General features: G+C 61.6%; 21 protein-coding genes, 1 tRNA gene and 1 riboswitch. Of the genes, 6 read left to right on the top strand and 16 right to left on the bottom strand.

All coding sequences use genetic code 11. The features are described from left to right. Positions 1–56: 56 nt before the first annotated feature. Entirely contained in the window at positions 57–1352 is a 1296-nt protein-coding gene (locus N8A98_RS05575) for a glycosyltransferase family 2 protein (protein ID WP_262169810.1), read from the bottom strand. Continuing rightward, on the bottom strand, positions 1324–2802 hold the full coding sequence (locus tag N8A98_RS05570) for an oligosaccharide flippase family protein (protein ID WP_262169808.1): 1479 nt from the start codon (positions 2800–2802) through the stop codon (positions 1324–1326). The genes N8A98_RS05575 and N8A98_RS05570 overlap by 29 nt, the downstream gene beginning before the upstream one ends. A 229-nt stretch (positions 2803–3031) precedes the next feature. Here N8A98_RS05570 and N8A98_RS05565 point away from each other — a divergent pair, with 229 nt between their 5' ends. Continuing rightward, positions 3032–4687: a GMC oxidoreductase gene (locus N8A98_RS05565; protein WP_262169807.1), complete on the top strand. Its 1656-nt coding sequence runs from the start codon at positions 3032–3034 to the stop codon at positions 4685–4687. Positions 4688–4974: 287 nt separating this feature from the next. Here the strand turns inward: N8A98_RS05565 and N8A98_RS05560 are convergent, their stop codons facing one another. From N8A98_RS05560 to N8A98_RS05540, 5 genes are read right to left on the bottom strand one after another with little or no spacing between them, the layout of a single operon-like run. Then, positions 4975–6972, bottom strand: coding sequence for a CocE/NonD family hydrolase (locus N8A98_RS05560; protein ID WP_262169805.1), 1998 nt, complete (start codon positions 6970–6972; stop codon positions 4975–4977). A gap of 17 nt (positions 6973–6989) precedes the next feature. Then, positions 6990–8597, bottom strand: a complete 1608-nt coding sequence (locus N8A98_RS05555) for an ABC transporter ATP-binding protein (protein WP_262169804.1) — start codon at positions 8595–8597, stop codon at positions 6990–6992. After that, positions 8594–9421 (bottom strand): ABC transporter permease, encoded by an 828-nt coding sequence (locus N8A98_RS05550; RefSeq protein ID WP_262169802.1) that lies wholly within the window; start codon positions 9419–9421, stop codon positions 8594–8596. The genes N8A98_RS05555 and N8A98_RS05550 overlap by 4 nt, the downstream gene beginning before the upstream one ends. After that, positions 9418–10365: an ABC transporter permease gene (locus N8A98_RS05545; protein ID WP_262169801.1), complete on the bottom strand. Its 948-nt coding sequence runs from the start codon at positions 10363–10365 to the stop codon at positions 9418–9420. The genes N8A98_RS05550 and N8A98_RS05545 overlap by 4 nt, the downstream gene beginning before the upstream one ends. Then, positions 10365–11936, bottom strand: coding sequence for an ABC transporter substrate-binding protein (locus N8A98_RS05540; protein ID WP_262169799.1), 1572 nt, complete (start codon positions 11934–11936; stop codon positions 10365–10367). The genes N8A98_RS05545 and N8A98_RS05540 overlap by 1 nt, the downstream gene beginning before the upstream one ends. A 202-nt stretch (positions 11937–12138) precedes the next feature. On the opposite strand from N8A98_RS05540, the gene N8A98_RS05535 reads away from it, so the two are divergent. Further along, positions 12139–12441, top strand: coding sequence for a CBU_0592 family membrane protein (locus N8A98_RS05535; protein WP_262169798.1), 303 nt, complete (start codon positions 12139–12141; stop codon positions 12439–12441). A gap of 35 nt (positions 12442–12476) precedes the next feature. On the opposite strand, the gene N8A98_RS05530 is transcribed toward N8A98_RS05535, so the two are convergent. Together N8A98_RS05530 and N8A98_RS05525 are read right to left on the bottom strand one after the other, a co-directional pair. Further along, positions 12477–13367, bottom strand: coding sequence for a LysR substrate-binding domain-containing protein (locus tag N8A98_RS05530; protein WP_262169788.1), 891 nt, complete (start codon positions 13365–13367; stop codon positions 12477–12479). A gap of 489 nt (positions 13368–13856) precedes the next feature. Next, positions 13857–14828, bottom strand: coding sequence for an aldo/keto reductase (locus N8A98_RS05525; RefSeq protein ID WP_262169786.1), 972 nt, complete (start codon positions 14826–14828; stop codon positions 13857–13859). 136 nt (positions 14829–14964) lie between these two features. On the opposite strand from N8A98_RS05525, the gene N8A98_RS05520 reads away from it, so the two are divergent. Next, on the top strand, positions 14965–15846 hold the full coding sequence (locus tag N8A98_RS05520) for an AraC family transcriptional regulator (protein ID WP_262169785.1): 882 nt from the start codon (positions 14965–14967) through the stop codon (positions 15844–15846). A gap of 315 nt (positions 15847–16161) precedes the next feature. On the opposite strand, the gene N8A98_RS05515 is transcribed toward N8A98_RS05520, so the two are convergent. Then, on the bottom strand, positions 16162–16632 hold the full coding sequence (locus N8A98_RS05515; protein ID WP_262169783.1) for a RidA family protein: 471 nt from the start codon (positions 16630–16632) through the stop codon (positions 16162–16164). 42 nt (positions 16633–16674) lie between these two features. Between N8A98_RS05515 and N8A98_RS05510 the strand changes: the two genes are divergently transcribed. Beyond that, on the top strand, positions 16675–17715 hold the full coding sequence (locus N8A98_RS05510; RefSeq protein ID WP_315974532.1) for a helix-turn-helix transcriptional regulator: 1041 nt from the start codon (positions 16675–16677) through the stop codon (positions 17713–17715). A 201-nt stretch (positions 17716–17916) separates the two neighbouring features. On the opposite strand, the gene N8A98_RS05505 is transcribed toward N8A98_RS05510, so the two are convergent. The 5 genes from N8A98_RS05505 to N8A98_RS05485 form a co-directional block, all read right to left on the bottom strand. Continuing rightward, a tRNA-Gly gene (locus N8A98_RS05505) sits at positions 17917–17990 on the bottom strand. A 101-nt stretch (positions 17991–18091) separates the two neighbouring features. Next, a complete protein-coding gene (locus N8A98_RS05500; RefSeq protein WP_262169781.1) occupies positions 18092–19141 on the bottom strand; it encodes an HlyD family secretion protein in 1050 nt (349 codons plus the stop codon). 22 nt (positions 19142–19163) lie between these two features. Beyond that, positions 19164–20804 carry an MFS transporter gene (locus N8A98_RS05495; protein WP_262169780.1) on the bottom strand — a complete coding sequence of 547 codons (1641 nt, stop codon included), beginning with the start codon at positions 20802–20804 and terminating at the stop codon, positions 19164–19166. Next, a complete protein-coding gene (locus tag N8A98_RS05490) occupies positions 20801–21268 on the bottom strand; it encodes a MarR family winged helix-turn-helix transcriptional regulator (RefSeq protein WP_262169778.1) in 468 nt (155 codons plus the stop codon). Before N8A98_RS05490 ends, N8A98_RS05495 begins: the two co-directional genes overlap by 4 nt. Positions 21269–21655: 387 nt before the next feature. Next, the gene (locus N8A98_RS05485; protein WP_262169777.1) at positions 21656–22768 is read right to left on the bottom strand and encodes a 2'-deoxycytidine 5'-triphosphate deaminase; all 1113 of its coding nucleotides are present in this window, start codon (positions 22766–22768) and stop codon (positions 21656–21658) included. 77 nt (positions 22769–22845) lie between these two features. After that, positions 22846–22923, top strand: a riboswitch (SAM riboswitch). 35 nt (positions 22924–22958) lie between these two features. Between N8A98_RS05485 and metZ the strand changes: the two genes are divergently transcribed. Further along, entirely contained in the window at positions 22959–24167 is a 1209-nt protein-coding gene (gene metZ / locus N8A98_RS05480) for an O-succinylhomoserine sulfhydrylase (protein ID WP_262169775.1), read from the top strand. 292 nt (positions 24168–24459) lie between these two features. Next, positions 24460–25245 carry a transporter substrate-binding domain-containing protein gene (locus N8A98_RS05475; RefSeq protein WP_262169773.1) on the top strand — a complete coding sequence of 262 codons (786 nt, stop codon included), beginning with the start codon at positions 24460–24462 and terminating at the stop codon, positions 25243–25245. A gap of 146 nt (positions 25246–25391) precedes the next feature. On the opposite strand, the gene N8A98_RS05470 is transcribed toward N8A98_RS05475, so the two are convergent. Next, on the bottom strand, positions 25392–25805 hold the full coding sequence (locus N8A98_RS05470; protein WP_113123486.1) for a tellurite resistance TerB family protein: 414 nt from the start codon (positions 25803–25805) through the stop codon (positions 25392–25394). Between the last annotated feature and the right edge of the window lie 136 nt (positions 25806–25941).

The raw sequence follows: 25941 nt of genomic DNA, 5'->3' as shown, positions 1-25941 counted from the left end.
CACCGAACGAAGCATACCCCTGAGCGACGTCCGCCCGGGGGATGCACCGGTGCATCTCAATGCATGTAGGCCTGCTTGTAGTTCAGCATCGCATTGACGATGGGCTGTCGCATCCAGCGGGGCAAGGTGCTGACCAGGAAGATCAGCCTTGTAAGGCGGGAGACCGGCACGCCGAGCTTGTTCCATTGCGCACGAAGGTGCCGCAACTGGTCTTCGCTTCCGTCCGGCTTTTTGAGTTCGGCAACCAGGCTGTGCCGAAGGGTCCGCGCGATATGTTCGTTGATGTAGGGCCTCAGCAATTGCCGTGTTCTGGCGATCTCTCCGCGTTGCTCATCATCGAGCGGCCTTTCCGCAAGCTCGTCGAGAATGCCGATAATCTTGCTTTGCGCAAGGTGCGTGGCATTGATGGCGTCGTTATAGCCGCTCTCGAGGGCCGATGAGACCGACGTGCCGTGCAGTCGGATATTGCACAAAGCCTGCTTGTCGCAAATGACTGGTCCCAGCGTTGCCAATTGCACCCAGGCAAGCCGGTCGGCATGGCGTGCGGCGTAAAGGTCGGTGAAGCCGCCCAGCGCCTTGAGCTGTTCAGGCCGGAACATGAAACCCGTGAGGTTCACCCAAAAGGTCTCCGATTGCGGCCGGAAAAGATCGAGAATGAACCGGGTTGGCGAGGAGACCTCGGGGGATTCGGGATCGAGTTGGATTTGCTGGCCATGCAGGTCGATACGATTATTGCGTGATCGCAACAGGCTCGCCTGCGGATAGCGACGAGCATTTTCGATCAGGCGTTCGACGAATTGCGGCTCGAAAACGTCATCGTCGCATAGGATCACCATCCAGTCGCCCTTGGCCTGGCTCAGGAAATTATTGAGCTTGGGCACAAATCCGAGCGCTGGCACGTTTTGCTGGTAGCGCAGCTTGGGCGATGCGTATGCTTCCACTATCGAGCGGATCTCGTCGCCCGGAGTGTCGTCATTCACGAAAATCTCGACATTCGGATAAGTCTGCCGCAAGGCAGACTCCAGAGCGTGTCGGATAAAGCTCGTACGTTTGTAGGTTGGCAGGCAAATTGACACCAAGGGCAGACGCTCGGTGCCCTGCGACATGCCCGCAAGCGGCCGGGCGGCGGCCGAACCGGCCTGGCTCGGTGCACCAAGCGTCGACGTCCGGCTTTGCATAGTCCCCCCTTTTGCTTGCCCTATCTCATAATAACGGCGTGGTTTCAGCAAGTACAGTTCGAAAAGAACTGGCGAGAAAATGCATAATGACGCCAGTAATCGGCAAAAAATTCTGGATTTTGTGGGGAGAACAATTTCCAGCGAACTAATTTGTGCGAGGAAGTGGACCAGCAAAACGCTTTAGACCCGGAAACATCTCGCTGGCTTCCTGTACCACTTGGGCGCTGTGGCGTGGGAAAGCGAGGATCATCGTGGCCGTATAGGTCAAGGCTCCGGTCAGCACTGGGGCGGCCAAAGCCAGTATCGCGGGCAGATCATCCGGCAGTACGTGTCGTATCGCGATGGCAGCGGCCAGCATGACAAGCGAGCTGATAAAGGGCGGAGCATTGGCCAGCAGGACCGCCCGCGGGTCGATACCAACCTCTCGCTTCAACACATAGAGGATGCCAGCCAGGCCGAGATAGATCCGGACCGCCAGAACAATGGAAATGACGACAGGACCATAGGGAGCAAAAATGGCGCAGGCGGCCACCATGATGATCGCGGAGCCGAGATTGAGCTTGAAGATGAGCGAGGTGCGGCCCAGTGCGTTGAGCAAGGGATGAAGAAGTATGCCGAGAATGCTGGGGGGAGCACTCACCGCAAGGGCGATCAGAACGAGGCCCGATGTCTGCCATTTCTGTCCGAAGAACAGGGGAACCAGTTGTTCAGCAACGACCGCCGTGCCGAAAAAGAGCGGAAAGCTGAATGTGCTGAAAAAGCCAGTCGTGCTGATATAGGCCTTGGCCAGCGACTCCCGATCGGGTAGGCGGGCGAAGCTCGACATCGCAGCGCTCAAAAGGGGAAAGGCCGTGAGCTGGTAGAGCGCTTCATAGGTTCTGATGCCCACGCCATAAATGGCAACGCTCAACGGTCCCTGCGCGATGCCCAAGGCCAACTCCGGAACGCGCTGGATGATGATCTTCAGCGTGCTGGCGCCCAGCAATCCAACGCCATGGACGATCTGCTCCGATGCATATTCCCGGGACCAGACCAGGCTCGGACGCCAATTCGAGGATAACCAGGTCACCACTGTGGTGACCACCGACGCTACCAGACGTTGGGCGACCAGCGCCCAGACGCCGTAGCCCGCATAGGCCGCCCAGACACCAACAACACCGGAGACCAGCGTACCCACCATGTAGCGGACGGCAAGTGCCCGATATCTGAAGTCCCGGCGAAACTTTGCCTCATGCACGAACCGGCTGCCGTCGACCAGGAAGCTGAGCGACAGTACCGCCAGCACGATGCCGCTGCCGGGCGCAAAGACCCGATCGATCAAGGGAGCCAGAACTAGCGCGAATAACAGGACCACAATGGCCGAATTGGCCAGGCTGAGCCAGAATGCAACCGAAGCATAGCGTTCATCGAAGTCCTTGCGTCTCAGGATGAGTTCGCTCGTGCCCGCTTCGACGAACACGCGGCCGAAAACGATGAAGGCCATGGCGAAAGCAACAACGCCGACGGCGTCGGCTTCAACCAGGTGCACCACCAGCGCGAAAACAATAAAGCTGATAAGACTGCTGGCCCCATTGCCTACGCTGGACCAGAAGGCACTCACAACGAACTGGCGCTTGAAGTTCATTCCACGCGCCTATTTCTTTAAGGAACGATGCGATGTTGACCAAGATCGGCTTAGCTTACGTCCCGCCTGTAAGTATGATCAATAGTCGACGGCAAAAGAATTATTAGAATAATAGAGTATTTTTCCTGCTGCCCAAGTAATCTAAGTCTTAGCGCTGGCGGGGGCGCCCGCGATTCCGAAAAGTTGCTATGGATACCGTCATGCGGACCGCAGGGCCCAGGATTGCCACATGTTAGAAGATATCCGCCATCTGCCGGATGGGTCCACCGTCGAGTTCGATCTGTGCATCGTCGGCAGCGGACCGGTTGGCCTCTCGCTGGCACGTGAATTCATTGGTTCTCAGCTCCGGGTCTGCGTCTTGGAAAGCGGCGGCGTCGAACTCGATGCGCCGACGCAGTCTCTCGCCACCGGAGAAAGTCAGGGCGATCGGTTCGTCAGTCTTTCACGCATGCGCCGGCGCCAGTTCGGCGGCCTGTCCAATGCCTGGAACGTACAAGTGGAGGATTATGCCCAGCATGGCGTGCGGCATGCCCCTTTCGAGGCCATTGACTTCGAAAAGCGCGACTGGCTGGCCCATAGCGGATGGCCTTTTTCGCGCGAGCATCTGGACCCTTTCTACCAGCGTGCATCCGATATTTGTGGCATCGGATCGCTCGACTATTCGGCCGATAGCTGGGAGGAGAGGCTTTCCCGGCGCCTGCCGTTTGCCGGCAGCGAACTTGAAACTACAATGTTCAAATTTGGTCCCAGCGCCCGATTTTTTGGTGATGGGCGCACGGCGCTCGAAGGCGCGTCGAACATTACGGTCTATCTCTATGCCAATGTTCTTGAGATTGAGGCCAGCCACAATGCCGGCGAAATAACGGGGCTGCGGGTGGCCGCCTTGTCGGGCCAGCGCTATGCCGTCAAAGCCAGGCGCTATGTTCTTGCTACGGGCGCTATCGAGAACGCCCGACTGCTGCTGGCATCCAATCGTGTGCAGAAAGCCGGCCTTGGCAACGGCAAGGATCTGGTCGGCCGGTTTTTCATGGATCATCCCATCATCCGCACGGGTTTCCTGTACCCCTATGAGCAGAGTGCATTTTCCATCCACGCGCTCTATGACATGCGCTATCTCGACAAGCTGACCGTGATGGGCAGGCTGACCTTTGCCGAGGAAGCCCGGCGGCGCCAGCAGCTTCTTGGATTTGCCACGCTGTTTTTTCCGCGGACCCGCCGCCAGCAATCGCCTGCGCATCTGGCCGTACGCGAATTCCGCCAGGCCATGCGGGAGCGCCGGGTGCCGACCAATGCAGCCAGGCTTGTGGCCGACTTTGCCGGCAATCTCGATGACTTCGTGCTGGATTATTACAAGCATGCCGTCCGCCGGGATCATCTGTTTCCTAGCCTGAGCCGTGGCGGCTGGTCGAGCCAGGAGGGCAACGACAAGCGCTACGAGAAATTCGAACTCATCAGCCAGACCGAGCAATCTCCCAATCCGGACAATCGGATCACGCTCAGTCAGCGGCGGGACCCGCTCGGCTCAAATCAGCCTAAGCTCACCGTGCATTGGGCTGGCTCGGACAAGGACAGCATTCATCGTGCTCATGCGATCCTGGTACGCCAGCTGGCGGCGGTGGGGTTGGGGCGGCTGGAGCTGGAGAATATCAACAACAGTGTCGGTCTCAGCCTGCATCATAACATGGGCACGACGCGCATGCACGAAGACCCGAGTCAGGGTGTGGTCGATCCCGATGGCAAAGTGCACGGCATTGCCAATCTCTATATTGCCGGTGGCTCGGTGTTCCCCACCGGCAGCTATGCCAACCCCACTCTGACCATGATCGCCCTGACCCTCCGCCTAGCCGATCATCTCAAGGCCACCGGGGCGCCGCTGACTCTCTAAAAAGCACCCGCGCGGGGGGTGACTGCGCCTGGTCGGTTCTAAATGTGAACGATCCTGAGCAGCAATGACCGCCTGGGCACGTGTGTATCTTGATTGGGGGCCACGGGGAGATCATCTCCACCATCCTCGACTGGTCTCCGCCGCGGCCGTCGAAATCGATCAGACCTCTGGTCAACGACCGTTTCCGGCAGCGCAGATGGTCCGAGCGCTCGAAATGGCGGCCGGAAGCTGCTCGCCGCGTTCTCGAGATCATCGGCTCAGGCTAGCGAGTTCTTCGTGCGAAATGGCTATAGCCCATCCCTTTTTATCACCTGATCCCAATTTCTTGTGGCAACGACGGCGCCGTTTTCCGAAGCTGTAAGTTCGCCGCGAATATAGAAATTGGTCAGATCCGAGTGCATTTCGGTCACCGTATCGACCTTGGTGCGCCAGCCATCGCGACCCATTTCATAGCTCTGGGTGAGCTTGTAATGGGCGCTGAGCGGGTCATTGTCGGCGATGGTCAGCTCGCGTTTCAGGCTATGGCTGAGCTCGGTGCCGATGTCGTCAAAGCGCAGAATGCCTTCACCGAACAGGCCGCCAATGCCTTCGGTGACATAGGTCGTAGTGCCCGCGACGTGATCCTGGCTGGACCAGCGCTTGACGCTGCCCGGATCGAGCTGGGTGAGCGGGGTGGCCGGGCCATGCGCGGGCGGCGCGAAGCTGACAGCCCCGTCGCCTGTGTCACTGCGGGTGGGCAGATCGAGCCGGCTGGTGGCGGTGTCGATGGTGAGCGTTGCCGCTTCCGGCGATGGCCAGACCATGGGCCAATAGGCCGTGGCGATGGATACGCGAATGCGGTGTCCAGCGGGGAAGCGATAGCCGCAATCATTGAGTTTGACGGCGACATCATAGGCCTGGCCCGGCACTAGGGGCGCCGGTTCGGCATGGCTGTCGCGGTGGGTGAGGTTGAGCACCTGATAGCTGACGCGGGTCACGCTGCCATCGGGCCGCACATCGGAGAGGCGCACGGAAACTTGCGCCACCGGCTTGTCTGAACTCAGCTTGAGGCGGAGCACCGAGGCGCCCAGCACTTCAATGGCATCGGCCAGAATCGGGGTGTCAAACACCAGCGCGCCGCCATCGTCGAGCCGCTGGTCGGTCGGGTGTTCACCCACGCAACCGGTGCCCATCCATTCGCCACCTGCCTTGCCATGGCTCTGCGGCGAGCAGATCGACAGTTGTCCGGCTGGGGCCGTGCCAGTGTGCAGGCCATGGTCAGCGCCCAGTTGGAAGCTGGTCGTGCCAATCTCAGGCGAAGGCCACTGCGCCTCCCCGACCCAGCGGCCGGGGGTGAAGTTGCGGGTGCCTTCGGGCGCGACGCTGTCCGAAGTATAGGCGCGCAGATCGGGCTCGTTCATCACGCCGGTGTCGCGACCCTTGAGCCAATGGTCCCACCAACGCACGGCCTCTTGCAGGAACCCGATGGCCGGGCCCGGCACGCCATCATGCGGATAGATGTGGCCCCAAGGCCCGATGATCGCCTTGCGCGGCGTCTTGAGGCCTTCGAGCAGGCGCGGCACGGCATTGGTATAGCTGTCGGCCCAGGCGCCAATGGCCAGCACTGGCACTTCGATATCAGAAAAATCCTCGCAGACGGAGCCGTGCTGCCAATAGGCATCATAACGCTGGTGCTCCAGCCACAGAGCGGGGAAGAAGGGCAGCTTTTGCAGCCGCTCCAGCCAGCTTGCCCGCCAGCTGTCGCCGACGATTTCAGGGTCGAGGGGGCGCGACTGGTAGGCCAGCATGATCGTGCCCCACCACAGATTATCGTTGAGCAGCAAGCCGCCCATATAGTGGATGTCGTCGGTATAGCGATTATCGGTCGAATAGGCCGAAATGACAGCCTTGAGCGCGGGCGGGCGGCGCGCGGCCACCTGCAAGCCGTTAAAGCCACCCCAGCTCTTGCCCATCATGCCAACATTGCCGTCGCACCAGGGCTGTGCGGCAATCCAGGCGATCACTTCAAGCGCGTCATCCTGTTCCTGGGCCAGATATTCATCAGCCATGTGCCCATCGGACTCGCCCGTGCCGCGCATATCCACGCGAATGGCCGCATAGCCATTTCCAGCGAAATAGCCGTGCATGGGCTCGTCGCGCCCGCGCGTGCCGTCGCGCTTGCGATAGGGGATATATTCGAGCACGGCCGGAACCTTGGCATCATCCTCCGGCAGCCAGAGGCGCGCGCCCAGACGCGTGCCGTCGCTCATGGGGATCCAGATGTGCTCTTGAATACGGATGGTCATGGATGGTCCAGAAAAGTTCAGGCTTTTGCCAGCTGGCGCTTGGCCAGAATTGTGTCGAGCCAGTCCCGGCGCAGCTCGGGCACCGAGGTCACCAGCTCTTCGGTATAGGGATGGAAGGGCGGCTGGAAGATTTCAGCCGTCGGCCCCTGCTCGACAATCTTGCCGCGCTGCATCACCAGCGTCCGGTCGGCGAGCCGCCGCACCACGCCAAGATCGTGCGTGATGAAGAGGTAGGATAGCCCCAATTCATCCTGTAGCCGCCGCAGCAGCCGCAAGATGTCCTCGGCCACCAGCGGATCGAGCGCTGAGGTCACCTCGTCGCAGATGATCAGGTCCGGCTTGGCCGCCAGCGCGCGGGCAATGCAGACGCGCTGCTTCTGCCCACCCGACAGGGCGCCGGGGAGGCGTTCGGCGAAGTCCTGCGGCAGTCCGATCAGATCGAGCAGGCGCGCGACTTCCGTCTTGCGGGGGATTTCTTGCATGCCGAAATAGAATTCCATCGGTCTTCCGATGATCTCACCCACGCTCTGGCGCGGATTGAGCGCCACGTCGGGCAATTGATAGACCAGCTGGATGCGGCGCAATTCCTCGCGGGTACGGTTCTTGTAGGACCGCTCCAGCCGCCTGCCATCCATGCTGATCATGCCCGAGGCATGCGGCGGCAGGCCCGCAATGGCGCGGGCCAGCGTGGATTTGCCGGAGCCGGATTCCCCCACCACGGCCAGCGTTTCCCCACGCCGCACCTGGCAGGAAATATCGTCCAGCACGGCGGTCTTACCGTAATAGGCATGGATATTGCTGACCTCGAGCAGGACTTCGCCCGCCGCGTGGCGCACGATCTCGCCGGCCAGATTGCCGTGCCGCTCAGCGACCAGGCTCCTGGTATAATCCTCGCGCGGCGCCTCAAGCACCTGCTCGGCCGTGCCTTCTTCCACCAGCTTGCCGTGGCGCAGCACCATGATGCGATTGGCAATCTGGGCGACCACAGCCAGATCATGGGTGATGTAGAGCGCGGCAGTCTGATAGCGCTGGATCAATTGGCGCAGCAGCGCCAGCACTTCGATCTGGGTGGTCACGTCCAGCGCCGTGGTCGGCTCGTCCAGCACCAGAATATCGGGGCGGCACGACATGGCCATGGCCACCATGGCGCGTTGCAATTGCCCGCCCGAGACCTGGTGCGGATAGCGCTCGCCAAATGTTTCGGGATTGGGCAGTTGCAGCGTCTTGAGCAGCTCGAGCTTCCAGGCTTCGGCCTCGGCCCGGCTCATACGGCCGTGATAGAGCGCGCCCTCGATGATCTGCTGGCCGATGCGAATGGCCGGGTTGAACGCCGCCGCCGCGCTTTGCGCGACATAGGCGATGCGCGCACCGCGAATGGCCTCGCGCGTGCTGCGGGTGCCTTCCATCAGCGAGGTGCCGCCAATATCGATGCTGCCCCCCACTATTCTGCAGCCGCCGCGGCCATAACCCATGGCGGCCAGCCCGATGGTGGATTTACCCGCGCCCGATTCCCCGATCAGCCCCAGCACTACGCCGGGCGCCAGATCGACATCGATGCCATCGACCAGGATGGCCCCATTGGGCGCCGCGACCTTGAGGCCGCGAATGGTCAGCACATTGCTCATCGGTCGGCTCCCTGGGTGGTGCCGTGGCCCGACAGCAGCCAATCGACCACCAGGTTGACGCCAATGGTCAAAAGCGCAATCGCGGCGGCGGGGAACAGCGGCGCATAAAGCCCATAAAGAATGGCCTGCTGGTTATCCTTGACCATGCCGCCCCAATCCGCGAACGGCGGCTGAATGCCCAGGCCGAGGAAGGAGAGGCCTGCCACGAACAGGAAGGTGAAGCAGAAACGCATGCCGAATTCGGCAATCAGCGGCGGCAGCGCATTGGGCAGGATTTCGCGAGTGATCAGCCAGCCCAGGCTTTCCCCGCGGAGGCGGGCAGTCTCGGCATATTCGAGCACGCTAATGCCCTGGGCGACGACGCGCGCCAGGCGGAACACGCGGGTGCTGTCGAGCAGGGCGATGGTGATGATCAGCACCGGCAGGGACGAACCCAAAGCCTGCAACACCACCAGCGCCGAAATCAGCACGGGAATGCACATCACCGTATCGACGACGCGCGAGAGCACGGTATCGATCCAGCCGCCAAAGATGGCCGCGACAAAGCCCAGCGGAATGCCGATACAGAACGAAATCAGCGACGCCGCCAGCGACACACCAATCGACATCTGCGCCCCGGCCAATAGCCGCGAGAACAGGTCGCGCCCATTCTGGTCCAGCCCGAACCAATATTGCGCCGATGGCGGATCAAATGGCGAGCCGACGATCTGGTTTTGCCCATAGGGCGCCAGCATCGGGCCGAGCAGGAAGATCAGCAGGTTTGCCGCAACGATGAACAGGCCCAGCCAGGCCGAGAAGGGGATAGCCTTGAGAGTGCGGATCATCGTGGGTGCCTCAAACGCGGGTTGAGCGCGATCGCGGCGATATCGGCGATGCTGTTGAGAATGACATAGGCGGCGCCGAACACCATGGCGGCGGCCTGCACCAGCGGCAGATCGCGCTTGGCGACGGCATCGACCATAAAGCGCCCCAGCCCGTTATAATTGAAGATGGCCTCCACCAGCACGACGCCGGTGATCAGATAGGCAATGTTGAACGCCACAACATTGACGATGGGCGCCGCCGCATTGGGCAGCGCATGGCGCAGCACGACGCGCTTGGTGCGCAGGCCTTTGAGGAAAGCGGTTTCCACATAGGCCTGGTCCATCACCGACAGCACGGCGGTGCGCGTCATGCGCATCATCTGCGCCACCGTGACCAGCACCAGCGTCAGCGCCGGCAAGGTCGTGGCGCGCAGCCAATCGCCAAAGCTCATGCCGGCATAGGTATCGGCAAGGCTGGGCAGCAGATTGAACTGCACGGAGAGGAACAGGATCAGCAGCAGGCCCAGGAAATATTCGGGCAGCGACACAAAGCCCAGCGCCACGATATTGATGGTGCGATCAAACAATCCACCACGCTTGACCGCGGCAGCCAGGCCCAGCAGCACGGCCACTGGCACGCTGACGATGGCGGCATAGGCGGCCAGCGCCATGGTGTTGCCGAAACGCGGCCACAGCAGATCGGCGACAGGCTGGCGATTGGCCAGCGACATGCCGAGGTCCCCGGTGACAAAGCCGGAAAGCCAGGAGACATAGCGCTGCCAAGCGGGCAGATCGAGGCCGAGATCCGTTCGGAGAGCAGCCAGGGATTCCGGCGTCGCATTCTGTCCGAGAATTGCGGAAGCAACGTCGCCCGGCAGGAGCTGGGTGCCCGCGAAAATCAACGCGGACACCAGCAGGAGCGTCAGGATCCCAAGCGTGAGACGCTTAAGGATGAGTGTGATCATTATGCTTCCAGCCAGACCTTTTCAGCCAGCCTTGCGCCCATCAGGTTGAACATGGGGTGGGAGGTTACGCCCTTGAGCTTGGTCGAGACAGCATCGAGATAATCGCCGAACATCGGGATCAGTGCGCCGCCATCATCGGACACCAGCTGCTGCAGCTCGGCATAGATTTCCTTGCGCTTGCTCGGATCGAGCAGGGCGCGTGCCTCGGTCAGCTTGGCGTCGAATGTATCATTCTTCCAATGGGTGTCGTTCTGCGACGAGGTGGAGGAATAGGCAATGGTCAGCATCTGGTCGGCCGTGGGGCGGCCACCCCAATAGCCCATCGAGAACGGCGCCTTCATCCATACATTGGACCAATAGCCGTCCGCCGGCTCGCGCTTGATGGCCAGGTTAATGCCCGAGGCAGCAGCGCTGCCCTGGAAAATGGCAGCCGCGTCGACTGCGCCGGAGAACGCTGCGTCCGATGCCGACAGCTCGATATCGAGCTTATCCATGCCGGCCTGCTTGAGGTAGAACTTGGACTTTTCCGGATCATAGGCGCGCTGCGGCAGGTCCATTGCGTAGAAGGGGTCGGTGACCGGGATTGGATGGTCATTGCCCAGCTGGCCATAGCCACGCAGGGCGGTCGCCAGCAGCTGCTCGCGGTCGATCGCATATTTGATCGCCATGCGCACATTATTGTCGGCGTAAACGCCCTGGGTGCAATCCATCAGGAAGGTGAAGTGCTGGCCACCGGCCGACTGCACCACAGTCAGGTTCGGATTGCGCTTGAGCAGGTCGACGGTCTTGAAGTCGAGCTGGTTGATCGCATGCACCTGCCCGCTCATCATCGCATTGGTGCGGGCGGCAATGTCGTTGATGACGATGACTTCCACCGCATCGACCCAAGCCGTATCGGGCTTCCAATAGCTTTCATTGCGGGTGAAGCGCGCACGCACGCCCGGATCATAGCTCTCCATCACGAAGGGGCCGGTGCCGATCGGCTTGGTCCAGTCGGTGAAGCCTTCCGGCACGACCAGGAAGTGATAGTCCGACAGGATATAGGGCAGGTCGGCATTGCCGCTTTCGAGCACGAACTTGATCTCGGTGTCGGAAACCTTGACCACATCGGCGAACTGGGCTGCCGTCGAGCGGGCGGCCGAAGTCGTATCGGCGCCGCGATGCAGGTTCAGCGAATAAAGGATGTCCTCGGCAGTCATGGTCTTGCCGTTGTGGAAGGTCACGCCCTGGCGGATCGTGAAAGTCCATTCCTTGGCATCGGCCGATGGTTCCCAGCTTTCAAACAGCTCGGGGCGAACGCGATTGTCCTTGTCGATTTCGACCAGGCCGTTGAACACCATATAGGCCTGGTTCACCGGCACCCAGTCATTGAGCACGCGAATATCGAAATTGTCGGTGGTCGAGCCCCCGCCAATGCCCATCTTCAACACGCCCCCACGACGCGGCGCAGCATCCTGGGCCATGGCCGATGGCACGATCAGCCCCGAGGCCAAAGTGGTCAGGCCCAGTCCGGCGGCGCCTGCCATGAACTGGCGGCGGCTCAAGTCGAACGAACGCGTCTGCTGCGACATATATTCACCTTGCTTGATTGATCAGCCGCGCCCCGTCAAAGGGCGCGGCTGGGGTTCCCATGGCTGAAATACTAGTCGGCAAAAGCGCCATTCCGGTATGATTTAAAATCATACCCCCATCAGAATACAGCGTGCATACTTTGCCGAGCCCCGTCGCTAAATGGCACTTCGCTTCGAGCTCCCGGGAGGGGTTCCGAGGGCGTTGTCGATCATCTTCGCGACCATTGCATGGCCGCGCTCTGGAGCATTTGAGATGGAGCTTGCGACAATCGTAGGTCTCGTCGGCGCCGTTGCCTATTTGGCTGGCTACGCATTGATTCAGCTGCGTATTTTGACCATCGAGGATGGCCGTTATGCCGCGCTCAATATCATCGGGGGCCTGGCGCTGATCTATTCCCTGATGTGGGATTTCAACCTCGGCTCCTTCCTGACGCAGATCGCCTGGCTCGTCTTTACCGTGGTCGGCTTCGTACACGGCCAGCTCAAGCGCCGGAGCGCGATCTAGGACCAATCATGAGATCAGCCGAATAGCGGCTGGTCTTAGCGGTCATTACTGACATTGTTCGCAATCAGCCAGTCCGAGACTTCCCGCACGATGCGGCGCTGGTGCCGGTCAGCCGGGCGCATCAGATAGAAGCGCCCTTCGGACTGCATCCAATGGTCGTGCATCGGCACCAGCGTGCCGGCCTCCAATTGCTCGCGGATCAGCCAGGTCCAGCCCAGCACATAGCCTACACCCTGCATGGCTGCCGCCACGCATAGCCCATAATCGCCCAGCAGCCAGCGCCGTGCATCGGGTGGCGGCCCAAGCCCCGCGTCGCGCCACCATTGCGGCCAGTCCTGCCATTCGCGCATCGAATCCTCGATGCCGATAATCACCGGATCGGCCACACTATCGAGCCGCGGCAGACTGGGCGCGGCGACCGGCACGATCTCCTCACGCCCCAGCACGATCAGATTGACCCCGACCGGCCGCTCGCTGCGGTAGAACACCGCCAGATCGAATTCATCGAGCCGCAAATGCACGATATCGTCGGTCACCTTGAGCCGCAATTCGAGCCCCGGCACTTCCTGGCGCAACCGGGTCAGGCGCGGCATGAACCATTGGTCGGCAATGCCGCGCGAGCAGGCAATGGTCACCTGACGCGGTCCGCTCCAGCTGCGCACGCCCTCGGTGACGGCAGCCACTTCCCCAAGCAGCTTGCCAATATCGACCGCATAGGCCTCCCCGATCGGGCTGAGCTGCACACCATGGCTGGCGCGTACGAACAGCTTGGAGCCGATATAGGCCTCAAGCTTGCCGATCTGCCGGCTGACCGCACTCTGCGTCAGGCCCAGCTCATGCCCGGCGCGCGAGAAGCTGCCCATGCGCGCCGCAGCCTCGAACACCACAAGAGAATTGAGCGGCGGCAGCGCACGGCTTCGCGTCATCGGAATGGCGTTAACCTGGTCTCGGATGGAAGGCACGACGATCCTAAATTAACTGCCATTTGCGACCGTCCAAATTATCTGGCGCGCCAAGAAGGTCCCGGCGAACACATCCGCCAGAACATCTCAAACCACAGTCATATTCACTCAGTCGGGCGCAACCGCAATGCCGAATTCCACATGTCAGCCGTTGCAGGAATCGACGGGAAGGTTGCAGTTGCTAGGCTAGTGGCCCGATGGCGCCAGCTGCGCGAAGAGATGGCAGCCGAGGCTGAAGCCAGACATTGTGGGCGGTTGCGGCCCTTCGGAGGGGATATTGGAGGGACGACGTGGCGACCGCGTGATATGGGACAGCGGTCGCGTTGCTCCTCCCTAACCGCCGCGCATAGCCGGAATGGGTACACAGCGGAATGTCTGAATTTGAACATTCCACTGCAGCAGCAGACATTCCGGCAATGATGGGTGGCGAGCAATGCCGGCCACCCATGTCTGTTAGATCCAGTCTGGGACCATATCGCCGGCGTAGCGCGCCCCGAAAGCGCCATCCGGCAGGATGCTCCCTATGCGGCCAAGGTCATCGTCAGACAGCGTGACGTCAGCGGCCGCCAGGTTTCCCTCCAGTCGCTCGATCCGGCGTGTGCCGGGGATCGGCACGATGTCGTCGCCTTGCGCCAGCAGCCAAGCGAGGGCTAGCTGGGACGCCGTGATGCCCTTTGAGTGGGCCAGGGCGCCGAGCTGCCGGACGGCATCGAGGTTTTTCTCGAAATTGCCGGGCTGCCAACGTGGGTCATACCGGCGCATGTCGCTCGCTTCATATTCGGCGGCCGGCTTGACAGTACCGGTGAGGAAACCGCGACCCAGCGGCGAATAGGGAACGAAGCCGATGCCCAGTTCGCGTATCGTGGGCAGTATGGCTTCGACTTCGCGTTCGAAGACGGAATATTCGGTCTGCAGGACCGTCACCGGCTGCACGGCATGAGCCTTGCGAATGGTCTGCGGTCCAGCTTCGCTGAGGCCAAAATACTTGACCTTGCCTTCGGCGATCAGGTCCTTGACGGTGCCGGCGACGTCCTCGATCGGCACATTGGGATCGACGCGGTGTTGGTAGAGAATGTCGATCTGCTCGACGCCAAGATAGCGCAGGCTGTTTTCCGTCACCTGGCGAATGTGGTCCGGCTGGCTGTTGGCGCCGTAATTGCCATCCTCGAAGGTGAAGCCGAATTTGGTGGCGATGACGATATCGTCGCGAAAGCCTTTCACCGCCTCGCCGATGAACTTCTCGTTCTCGCCCCAGCCATAGAGTTCGGCCGTATCGAAGAAGGTAACGCCCAGATCATAGGCGCGCTTGATGAGGTCGAGGCCGGCTTGCGTGTCGGCCGCGCCATAAGCCAGATGAAACCCCATGGCACCGTAGCCGATGGCTGATACTTCGGGTCCGTTCTTGCCGAGTTTGCGCTTCTGCATCGCAATATCCTTTCATGCGTGTGCCGCCGGAATGTAGGTACGACCGGTTGCTGGCTGGATGTCTGATGGTCCCGAATGATTGCCTGATCCTGCTGATCGCTTGACCTTTTGAGGCAAGAAGCATGGGATAGCGCCCATGACAGACTTGGACGATATTCGCGCCATTGCGCAGCGCCATGCCGGCGCGCCCCACCCGGCAATGCCGCGGCTTCATATCTATCGCATCGACAATCCCACCGACGCCGCCGGCCTGATCTATCAGCCGGTCGTCTGCCTCGTTCTGCAGGGCCGCAAACGCACGTTTATCGGCGATGGCGTGCTGGAATACGGCCCAAGCGAATGCATGGTGGTGGCTGCCGAACTGACGGCCATGGGACAGGTTTGCGAGGCATCCACCGACGAGCCCTATCTGGCGCTCAATCTCTTTCTCAACCCCGCCGTGATCTCGTCGATCCTGCTCGAAATGAACGGGCTTGCTGAGCCCGCCATCGGCTCGGGCTTCGGCGTCGCCAAGGCGGGGCCTGCACTGCTCGATGCCTGGCGCCGGCTCGTCGGCCTGCTGGACCGACCCGACGAGATACCGGTCCTCGCGCCTCACCTCGAGCATGAACTGATGTTCCGGCTGCTGATGGGGCCGCATGGTGCCTTGCTGCGCCAGATTGCCGGCGCGGACACCAGGCTATCCCATATCCGCCGGGCCATGGCATTTGTTCGCCAGTATTATGCAGACCATCTCAGCATCGATGCCATGGCGGCGGTCGCCGGCATGAGCGTGTCGGTGTTTCATCGCCGTTTTAAGGCGGTGACCGGCGTCAGCCCGTTGCAATATCAGAAGCATATTCGGCTGCACGAGGCGCGCCGGCGCCTGGTGACCGAACATGCCGAGGCAGCCAGCGTGGCCTACGCCGTTGGATATGAAAGTGCGTCTCAGTTCTCGCGTGAGTATAAAAGACTGTTCGGCGCCCCGCCGCGTCGCGATGCGGACACCTTGCAGTCGATCGTTGAAGCCGATCCATAAAGCCCAGCGTTATCTCGTTCGCAAACCACGGGAGCTTACAGGATTTTGCCCGCGCGCCGCGAAAGACGGATTTAGGGCGAAAGCTCGCCGAGCGGACCGCCATTTTGCGCTGCCGCTGCCATTCCTTGTTGAGCCGTGATTCCTGCACTTTCAGCTGCCCATGCCCCCATTCGCCACGTGCCGGGAGATGCGAGCCGGGGGCAGGGTGGGAAACGGACGGGGAGCTTTCGGTCTAACTACCAGAATCAGCCGCCCCACCGTCGTGTTAAAAGAAGTTGGTCGCGTTTTCAGCCACCGTGACCAATCCGCCAATCTCTATTCCAGAACGACGATTGCCTCGACCTCAAAGAGCATGGCGGCAATTGCGAGCTTGGGAACAGGAACCAGTGTCTGCGCCGGCAGCCTGTCGCCAAACATGGCGGTGACGTTCTGTGTCAGCACTCCGAGCTTGGACATATCGTGATCGACCACGAAAACCGTAAGCTTGGCGACCTGTTCCGGTCCGGCGCCAATCCCTTCAAGCGCGGCACCAAGGTTTGCATATGCCTGCTCAACCTGAGCTGCGAAGTCGGGTGACAAACCTCCCGTGCTGTCTTGGCCGCCTTGACCGGAGATATAAGCCACCCGTGCATTGGCAGGCAGGATCACCGCCGTGCTGTAGCCGTTCGGCGTAGGGTCTCCCAGTGTGGGCGGGTTAATGATGGTTAGCTCCTGCGCCGTCGCTGCAGTCGATATTGCCATGATTATTAGTCCTCCAATGAGCAGGTGCTTGATAGCGCGTGACATGATTTTCCCTAGGGATTCTGAGATAGCGGCGGGGTGGGCATCGTGTTGACTGCCCTGACCGACGGCGAGACGTTAGCCCGCCATACCTGTCAACTTGTGTCAGGTTGGTTTATGCTCTTTTTCATGCGAGCAAGCCGCCTTCTATCGATCCTGACCACGCTTCAAGCCAAAGGACACGTTACCGCACAGGCGCTTGCCGATGAGTGCGAGGTATCCTTGCGAACGATCTACAGGGATGTGGACGCGTTAAGTGCAGCAGGCATCCCCGTTTACAGCGTGCAGGGCAGCAGCGGCGGCTATCGCCTGCTCGACGGCTATCGGGTTCGTTTAAATGGCTTGTCCTCGACAGAGGCCGACGCATTGTTTCTCGCCGGTCTCACCCGACAGGCCGCCGATCTGGGAATGGGTGCTGTTGCGGCAAGCGCGCGCGCAAAGCTTGTGGCTGCGCTGCCGGAGGCCATGCGGTCCGGCGCGATGAAGGCCCGTTTCCACTTTGATGCGCCAGCTTGGTTCGCAGAACCCGAGATTCTGCACTTCCTCCCAGCGATTGCCGATGCGGTGTGGAACCAGCACCCGATACGCATGCACTACCAGAGCCGAACGACTGACGAGGAGAGGCGAGTTGAGCCCCTTGGAGTCGTGTTGAAAGGTGGTGCCTGGTATTTGGTCGCTCAAATTCGCGATGACACCCGCACTTTCCGTATTTCGCGAATTGGCAAAATGACTGTGCTGGATGGACGTTTTGAATATCCCACGGCTTTCAACCTTGAAGCATATTGGTCAGAAAGCATCCGGCAATACGAAGCGGACCTCCATCCGAACCGGGCAGAAGTTCGTCTTTCGCCTCGCGGCTTGGACTTAATGGAGGAGCTTCTGCCTCCTTATATCCGCACCGGTGCTGTGATCTCGGAGCAAGCCGATGCGCGGGGATGGAAGCAGGTTTCAGTGTCGGTAGGTTCCATAGCGCACGCCGCCATGGACCTGCTGCGCTTTGGTAGAGAACTGGAGGTAATTGAACCGCCCGAACTTCGAGCTGAAATGGCCAACGTCATTGGGGCACTTGCAGACATCTATAAGCGCTGAGCCAGGTGAAGGCACTTGGTGGACCGCAGCTTTAGAAACTTCGATCTTCTGCATGGAACGCCCGAATTGGGGCCGACGGCGGCCAGGCTGCGCGCCATTTTAGCCATTTGCGCGGTACGCGTGCGCGAGGGCGCAGCAGACCTATTTTCCTGATTTTCTTTGGAGGTTTTGGACTGCGACGGCCCTAGTCAGACAGGCCGCTGGAGCGGGTGAAGGGAATCGAACCCTCGTCATCAGCTTGGGAAGCTGCTTCTCTACCATTGAGATACACCCGCAACGGCGTTCTAGATGCGGGAAATCGCTGGCGCCGTCAAGCGGGTGCTGCAGGCAAGGCCTGCAATCGTCAGGAGATTGCAAACCTTGCCCCAGGGCAGCCCTAAAGCGTCGTTGCCGTATCCACCGAAACCTCCACCGACATGCCCGGCAATAGCCGCGCCGCCAGGTCCTGGCCCTCGTCCAGCTCGATCCGCACCGGGATGCGCTGGGCGATCTTGGTGAAATTGCCGGTGGCATTGTCGGGCTTGAGCACGCTGAATTCCGAGCCGGCGGCCGGAGAAATTTCCGAGATATGGCCAGTCAGCGCGCCATAGCCGAGCGCATCAACCTTGATATTGGCCTGCTGCCCCACGACGATCCCCGCCAGCTGGGTTTCCTTGAAATTGGCGATCACCCAGGTCTGCGGCGGCGTTACCGAGGTCAGCTGGGTGCCGATCGACACATATTGGCCCAGGCGCGCCGTGACTTCGCCCAGCACGCCATCGACCGGCGCCACGATCCTGGTGTTGGAAATATTGATCCGTGCCAATTCGACAGCGGCTTCGGCGCCCTTGACGGCGCCTTCCAGCGCCGGCTTGCCGCCTTCCACCAGCGACAGGTTCTGCTCGGCAATGCTGACCGAGGCACTGGCCTGGTCGACACTCGATTGCGCCTGCGCCAATGCCGAATGCACCTGATCCACCGTCGATTGCGGCGACAGCCCCGAGGCGAGGAGCGAATCGGTACGGGTGGCGTCGGCCTGTGCCTTGCTCAGGGCGGCCTGCGCCGCCGTCAGCTGCGCCTTGGCCAGATCGACACTGGCTTGCTTGGAGGCATAATTCTGGTCGTAATTGGCCAGCGCATTCTGCTGCTGCAGCAAGGCCGCTTCGGCCTGCGCCAATTGCTGGACATAGATGCGGTCATCCAGCTGCACCAGCACGTCGCCCCTGTGCACGCTTTGATAATCGGTCACCGGCACGGCCACGACATAGCCCGCCAGCTGCGGCGCAATCAGCGTCACGCGGCCTTTGACATAGGCATTGTTGGTGCTCTGCACGCTGGTGGTGAAGGGCGGCAATTGCCAGGCATAAAGCACCGCGCCGATGCCGATGAGGCCGGCCAGCACAGCCGGGATTGTCGCCTTGGACAGAACGAGTTCTTTGATACGCATAGTTTGGTCTTTCAGGTCGATATCAGGCGGGCTGCGCCTGGAGCGGGGTGGCAGGTTTGCTCAAAGCGGCAAGTGCCAAATGGGTGAGCAGCACGGCGATGGCCGCCAGCGTCGCCGCGAAAATCAATAAAAACAAATCGTTATAGGCCAGCACATTGGCCTGCTGGGTGGAGGATTGGCCCAGTAGCGCCAGCCCCCTGGCATTGCGCTGCGCCGGATCGGTCAGCACCCTTGCATAGGCGCCGCCATAGGCCTGGATACGCTGCGCCACCAACGGATCGAGCAGGGTGATCCCTTGCGCGATCACATTGGAATGGAACTGCTCGCGCAGCGTCACGAAGCTGCCGAATATGGCCGAGCCCAATAGGCCACCCAGCGTCTGGCTGGTCAGAAACACCGTGAGGAACGACAGGATATATTGCGGCCCCCGTGCCAGCGCCCGCAAAAAGCCGTGCAACATGGCCGGCGGCAGGAACAGGCCCGTCGCCATCCCGATCAGCGCCTGGCTGACAAAGAACTGCTCGGGTCGGCTCAGCACCGTGCTTTGGGAATCCATCCAGGCGGCACTGGCGATCAGCACCAGCGCGGTCAGGTGGAACAGCGGCGTGCGCGCCGGCTTCATCACCATGCTCAGCCCCGCCGTGGCCGCGAAGGTCGCCACCCCGACAATGCTGAACAGGCCAATGAGCTGGTCATTCTGCAGGTTGAGCACGGTGAACAGGCCAAACACCCCCACCGACTGCTCCGACAGCAACAGGCGGATGACGATCAAGGAGCCCGCAAAGATCAGCATGTCGCGGCTGAACAGCCAGCGCAGGTCGATAATGGGGCTCTTGCGATGCAGTTCGACGAGGCAAAACAGCACCAGCGAGCCAATGCCCACGGCCAGCAGCACGCCGATCCATGGCGCTTCGAGCCACCAATAGACCCGGCCCATGCCCAGCACGATGGCCATGCAGGCGAAGCCCGTTGCCATCAGTGGCAGGCTGATTATGTCGTCCTTGTCGAACACTTTGGCCCGCGGCGGCGGCACCAGCGGCACGAGGAACACGATGGCCAGGCTCACCAGAGCAAGGCCGGCTTCGACCATATACAGCCCCTGCCAATCGCCCATGGCGAGCAGGTCCGGCGAAATGACGCGCGCCAGCGGCAGCGAGAGCGAGCTGCCCAGCATGCCGAAGCACAGCCCGATGGTCAGCTTCTTGGCCGGGGGCAGCCATTCGAGCATGTAGAAGAAGGCCAGCGTGCTCAGCGGCGCCGCGGCAATCCCCATGATTGCCCGCACCCAAATGGCCGATTGCAGATCATGGGCAAACAGATGCGCCAGAACGATCAGTGCATAGACAATGATGCCCAACTCGGCAAAACGCCGCATGCCGAACTGGCTGCGGATTTTGAACATAACGATCGTGCCGGTCATGTTGGTGGCGAAATAGACGGTCGGCAGCCAGGCCATTTCGGTGGCGGTCGCGCCAAACGAGGCCTGCAGGCCGGTGAGGTTCGCCGTGACCAGATTGAGCCCGAGCCCCTGGGTAATGCCCAGCACGATGGAGCTGATCACATAGACCATGTTCCATAGCGGCGATTTGGGCACAAAGGGCGCCATGCCCGGCGGGCCAGCCGGGGCAGGGGACGGGGCAGCAATTGGAGTCTGCTCGTTCATGACACGCGCTCCCCAAGTTCGTCGCTGACCGGCGGTTTCAGCGCCTCGATGCGCTCCAGCAATATCGTCAGAATCCGGTTGGTGGTCGCCACGTCATCGGCGCTCAGCCCATCCAGCAACTGCGCATTGAGCCCGTCGGTCAACACGCCAACCTGCTCGGCCAGCGGCCGCCCGGCATCGGTCAGCATGATCAGCTTGGCGCGCCGATCATGCGGCGCTGGCTCGCGGCGGATATGGCCCAGGCTTTCCAGCCCATCCAGTATCCGCACGGCAGTCGGGTGCTCGACGCCGAGAAATTCGGTCACCGCCGCCTGGCTCACCCCCTCGGGGCTGCGCACCAATTGCAACAGCACACGCGCCCGCGCCGAGGTCAGCCCCAGGCCCTTAAGCTGGGCGTCAAAGCCCGTGCTCAATTCCCGGCCAACCCGGCCAATGATGCGCAGCAGATTAGGGTTCGGAGTCATTATGTAGACCAATACAATGTAGCATGCTACTTATATTGGCGATGTAAGCCCGATACGGCCTTCTGTCCATGCCCCATTTCGGCATGGCTCCTTTGCAGCCGGCGGGAATTTGGTGCAGCGGGCGGGAATTTGGTTTTTCCACCTACCCCATCCCCCAATGTCATTCCGGCGCAGGCCGGAATCCATGCTGAGGGCCAGTTTGGGTGCGACCACGGAGCGGGCCGCGATCAGCCTCCCTCCCCCTTGAGGGGAGGGCCGGGGAGGGGGTCGTGGGGTCTTTGCGCAAGAGCTCGTCGACCCCCACCCTCAATCCCTCCCCTCAAGGGGGAGGGAGGCGAAACGGCCGCTTTCGGGGTAGTCCCTAACTTGAGCGGTGACCGCCCCTAGCTACGGCGTATACGGCCTAAAATGCTTGGACAGCTTGAGTGTCTGCGCCTGATAGTTCGACCCCAAAGCCGTGCCATAAAGCCGGTCCGGCGCTTCGGCGAGCGTCTCGTAGATCAGCCGGCCAATGGTCTGCCCATGCCCGAGCAGGAACGGCACTTCGCGGCTGCGCACTTCGAGCACGGCCCGGCTGCCGCTGCCGCCGGCGGGCGAGTGCCCGAAACCGGGGTCAAAAAAGCCCGCATAATGCACGCGGAATTCGCCCACCAGCGGATCGAACGGCACCATTTCGGCGGCATGGCTCGGGGGCACATGCACCGCCTCGTCGCTGACCAGAATATAGAATTCGTCGGGATCGAGGATCAGCTCCTCCCGCCCGCGATTGGTCAACGGCTCCCAGAAATCCAGCACATCGAGCGCGGCCTTCTTGTCGACATCGACCACCGCCGTATGCCGCTTGGAGCGGAACCCGATCAGCCCATTGCGCCCATCGCCTTTGAGGTCGATGGACAGCGCAATGCCCTCCCCAACCGGGTAATTGCCACCAAACACCAAAGTGTCCGATTCATGCAGCGCCCGGTGTTCGGCGATGGACAGCCGCGTATCGCCCGAGCGGAACCGCATCTGGCTCAGCCGCGATCCGGTCCGCACCAGCACCGGGAAGGTGCGCGGGCTGACTTCGAGATAAAGCGGGCCCTTATAGCCCTCGGGCATCTGGTCGAACCCGCGCGCCCGATCGCCGATGACGCGGGTGAACACATCGAGCCGCCCGGTCGAGCTTTTGGGATTGGCCGAGGCGCTGACCGCCTCAGGCAGGTCCAGGCTCTCCTGCAGCGGCACCAGATAAACGCAGCCCCGCTCCAGCACGGCGCCGTTCTTGAGATCGATCTCATGCAGCTTGAGCGCTTCGATGCGTTCGGCCACCGAATGGCTGGGGCCGGGCAGGAAGCTGGAGCGCACGCGATAGGCAACGTCACCCAGTCGCAGGTCCAGACTGGCCGGCTGCACCTGATCGTGATCGAAGGGCCGCGCCGAGATGATTGCGCCTTCATGCGCCAGCTTTTCGATCAATCGCGCCGGAAACACGCCCCGCGGCCAGGCCTGCTGCTTGTCCATGTTACCTTCGCATGCGTATCGAGGGCTTAGTCCCTAGCAATCCCTGCAATTGACGCCAACAGGCAATTGGCCTTAGATCACAGCCCAGTGGTGATTTGGCCGGTCAGGTTGCAGCCACTTTAAACAAGTTGCTAAATGACCGTTTCAACCGGCCACCTTCGTGCGCCGGTTTTTTGTTGAAAGTGCCGTCATGTCCAAGACGAACAATCCGCTGCTCGATCCGGCCCGCCTGTCGCCGCAAACCCAGCTGGTCCATGGCGGCGGCATGCGCACCGATTTCAACGAAACCAGCGAAGCCATTTTCCTCAATTCGGGTTATTCGTATCCCAGTTCCGAACATGCCGAGCGCCTGTTCCAGGGCAAGATCCCGGGCGGCCACAATTATTCGCGCTTCGCCAACCCAACCGTCGATATGTTCCAGGAGCGCATGGCGCTGCTCGAAGGGGCAGAGGCTGGTCGCGCCTTCGCCTCGGGCATGGCCGCCGTCACCAATGCAGTGATGAGCCAGGTGCGGGCAGGGGACCATATCGTGGCGGCCCAAGCCCTGTTCGGCGGTTGCCGCTATGTGGTGGAAGACTATGCGCCGCGCTTTGGCGTCACCTCGACCCTGGTCGATGGCCGCGACCCGCATAATTTTGCCCGCGCCATGCAGCCCAACACCAAGGTCGTGTTCATCGAAACCCCGACCAATCCGACGCTGGAACTGGTCGATATCAAGGCCGTCGCCGAGATCGCCCACGCCCATGGCGCCAAGCTCATCGTCGACAATGTGTTTTCGACCGCGCTCTATCAGAAGCCGCTCGAGCTAGGGGCGGATCTCGTCACCTATTCGGCCACCAAGCATATTGACGGGCAGGGCAGGGTGCTTGGCGGTATCGTCTTGGGCAGTAAGGAACTGATCGAAGGCGACGTCCACACCTTCCTGCGCCAAACCGGCGCCACCCTCAGCGCCTTCAACGCCTGGGTGCTGCTCAAGGGCCTTGAAACCTATGCCATCCGCGTCGAGCGCATGACCGACAGCGCCGAAAAACTGGCCGCGGCCCTCGCCAGCCATCCCAAGGTCGAGCGGGTCATCTACCCGCACCATCCCAGCCACCCGCAATACGATCTCGCCAAGCGCCAGATGAGCCGCGGCTCGACCCTGCTCGCCATCGACGTCAAGGGCGGTCAGGACGCCGCCTTCGCCTTCTGCGACAGTCTGGCAGTGATCCTGATTTCCAACAATCTGGGCGATGCCAAATCGCTGATCACCCACCCGCGCACCACCACCCATGCGCGCCTGACCGAGGAAGTTCGCCTGCAAACCGGCGTCACCCCCGGCCTCGTGCGTCTGTCGGTTGGTCTGGAATCCAGCGACGATCTGATTGCCGACCTGATGTACGGCCTCGATCAGGTCTGAAATGTTCACGAGTAGACCTCATGGTGAGCCTGTCGAACCACGAGGTCGTGCCGCAATGCCCTTGCTGACTCTTGCCCTATCCGGCTGGATGCAGCCACATGCACCGGCCCCCACCTCCCCAGCAGGATATACTGGCTCCTGCCCTCCCTCCCCCTTGAGGGGAGGGCCGGGGAGGGGGTGGTCTTGTGGGCCGCTCAACGACCCCCACCCTCGATCCCTCCCCTCAAGGGGGAGGGAGGCGAAGAAACTCGCGCGCCGGGAGAGAAGCTGGAGCCGCCCGCTCATTGCCCTGTTGGTCGCCCTCCTCACCACACCAGCCTTCGCCCAATCTCTCCCCTATCACAGCGACCCCAGCGCCCGCGAAATCCTGCCCAGCCTCTCGCCCGTGCCGGCCATTCGCTTCCTCACCACCACCGATTTCCCGCCCTTCAATTTCCGCGATGCTGGTGGCGAATTGATCGGCTTCAATGTCGATCTGGCTCGCCGCATCTGCACCGAGGTCAATGTCGCCTGCACCATCCAGGCCTGGCCCTGGGAACAGGCCGCCGATGCGCTGGCCGATAGCCAGGGCGATGCCCTGATTGCCGGGCTCGACATGTCCGATGAAAACGGCAAGCGCTTTGATTTTTCCGCCACCTATCTGGCGCTGCCCGGCCGCTTCGTCACCCGCTCCGCTGATATCGCCACCTTCGACGCTACAGCCCTAGCCGGCAAAACCATCGCGGTCCGCGCCGGCAGCACCCACGAAGCCTTCGTCAAACGCTACCTGCCCGGCGCCAATATCGCCCCCTTCGCCAATGAAGTCGAAGCCCTGGCCGCCGTGCAAAGCCGCGCCGCCGACCTGTTCTTCGGCGACGCCATGCGCGCCTCATTCTGGCTCAATGAAAATCTCGATTGCTGCGGCTTTGCCGGCGACGCCTATTTCCGCCCCGCCCAGTTCGGCGAAGGCCTCTCCATCGCGGTTCCCGCCGGCAATGACGCCGTGCGCCACGCCATCGACTGGGCCCTGATCCGCCTCAAGGAAAACGGCACGCTGGACGAACTCTACCTGCGCTGGTTCCCGGTGGGGTTTTATTAGCGGGGGATACCCCCTCCTAGCCTCCCCCTGATAGGGGGAGGGACCGCCTTGTGCTTAGAACTCGATCCAGCTCCAAGAGTGGAGAGATCCCGCCCCCTATCAGGGGGAGGCTAGGAGGGGGTAACGAGAGCCCCAATATTGGGGACTTATCCCGGCATCCGCCGATGCCGCGCCCGCGCTGCTGCTTCGATCGCCGCCGTCGTCAACCGGTCCAGATCCAGCCTATCCCGCAGCATTTCGAGGAACCGCAATTCCTCCTGCTCCAGATGCAGATCGACCGCCGTCACCTCCACCGCCACGGCATAGGCGGTGTCCTGCAACTTGGCCGGCAGCGCCGCAATGGCATCGTCCAGCACCTTGTCGAGCCCACCCGGCCCGTTCAGCGTATCGGCGCAGGCATTGGCCACCGCCGTCAGCCGCGTCTTGTCGAACCCGTCAAACACCGGCAGGCGGCCGACCAGGGCCTGGATGCGCAGCAATTCCTTTTCGGTCATGGCGCTGTCGGATGAAGCGGCCACCAGCATCAGGTGGATCAAGGCGTCATGGGCGGCAAGGGTCATCGCGTTTTCCATTCCTGGCGTAGTGTCGCCGATAGCTAGGCAGGCGCCCCGCTCATGGCAAGCAGCGCACTACCGAGATTGACGCAGGCGTGCGGGAATGCAACACACCTCCCCGCCTCCCACAAAATACCGAAAG

The sequence above is a fragment of the Devosia neptuniae genome (assembly GCF_025452235.1).
In the GTDB taxonomy this organism is placed as follows: domain Bacteria; phylum Pseudomonadota; class Alphaproteobacteria; order Rhizobiales; family Devosiaceae; genus Devosia.
Note: the sequence above shows the minus strand (reverse complement) of the source record. Positions and strands in the feature narration are given on the sequence as shown.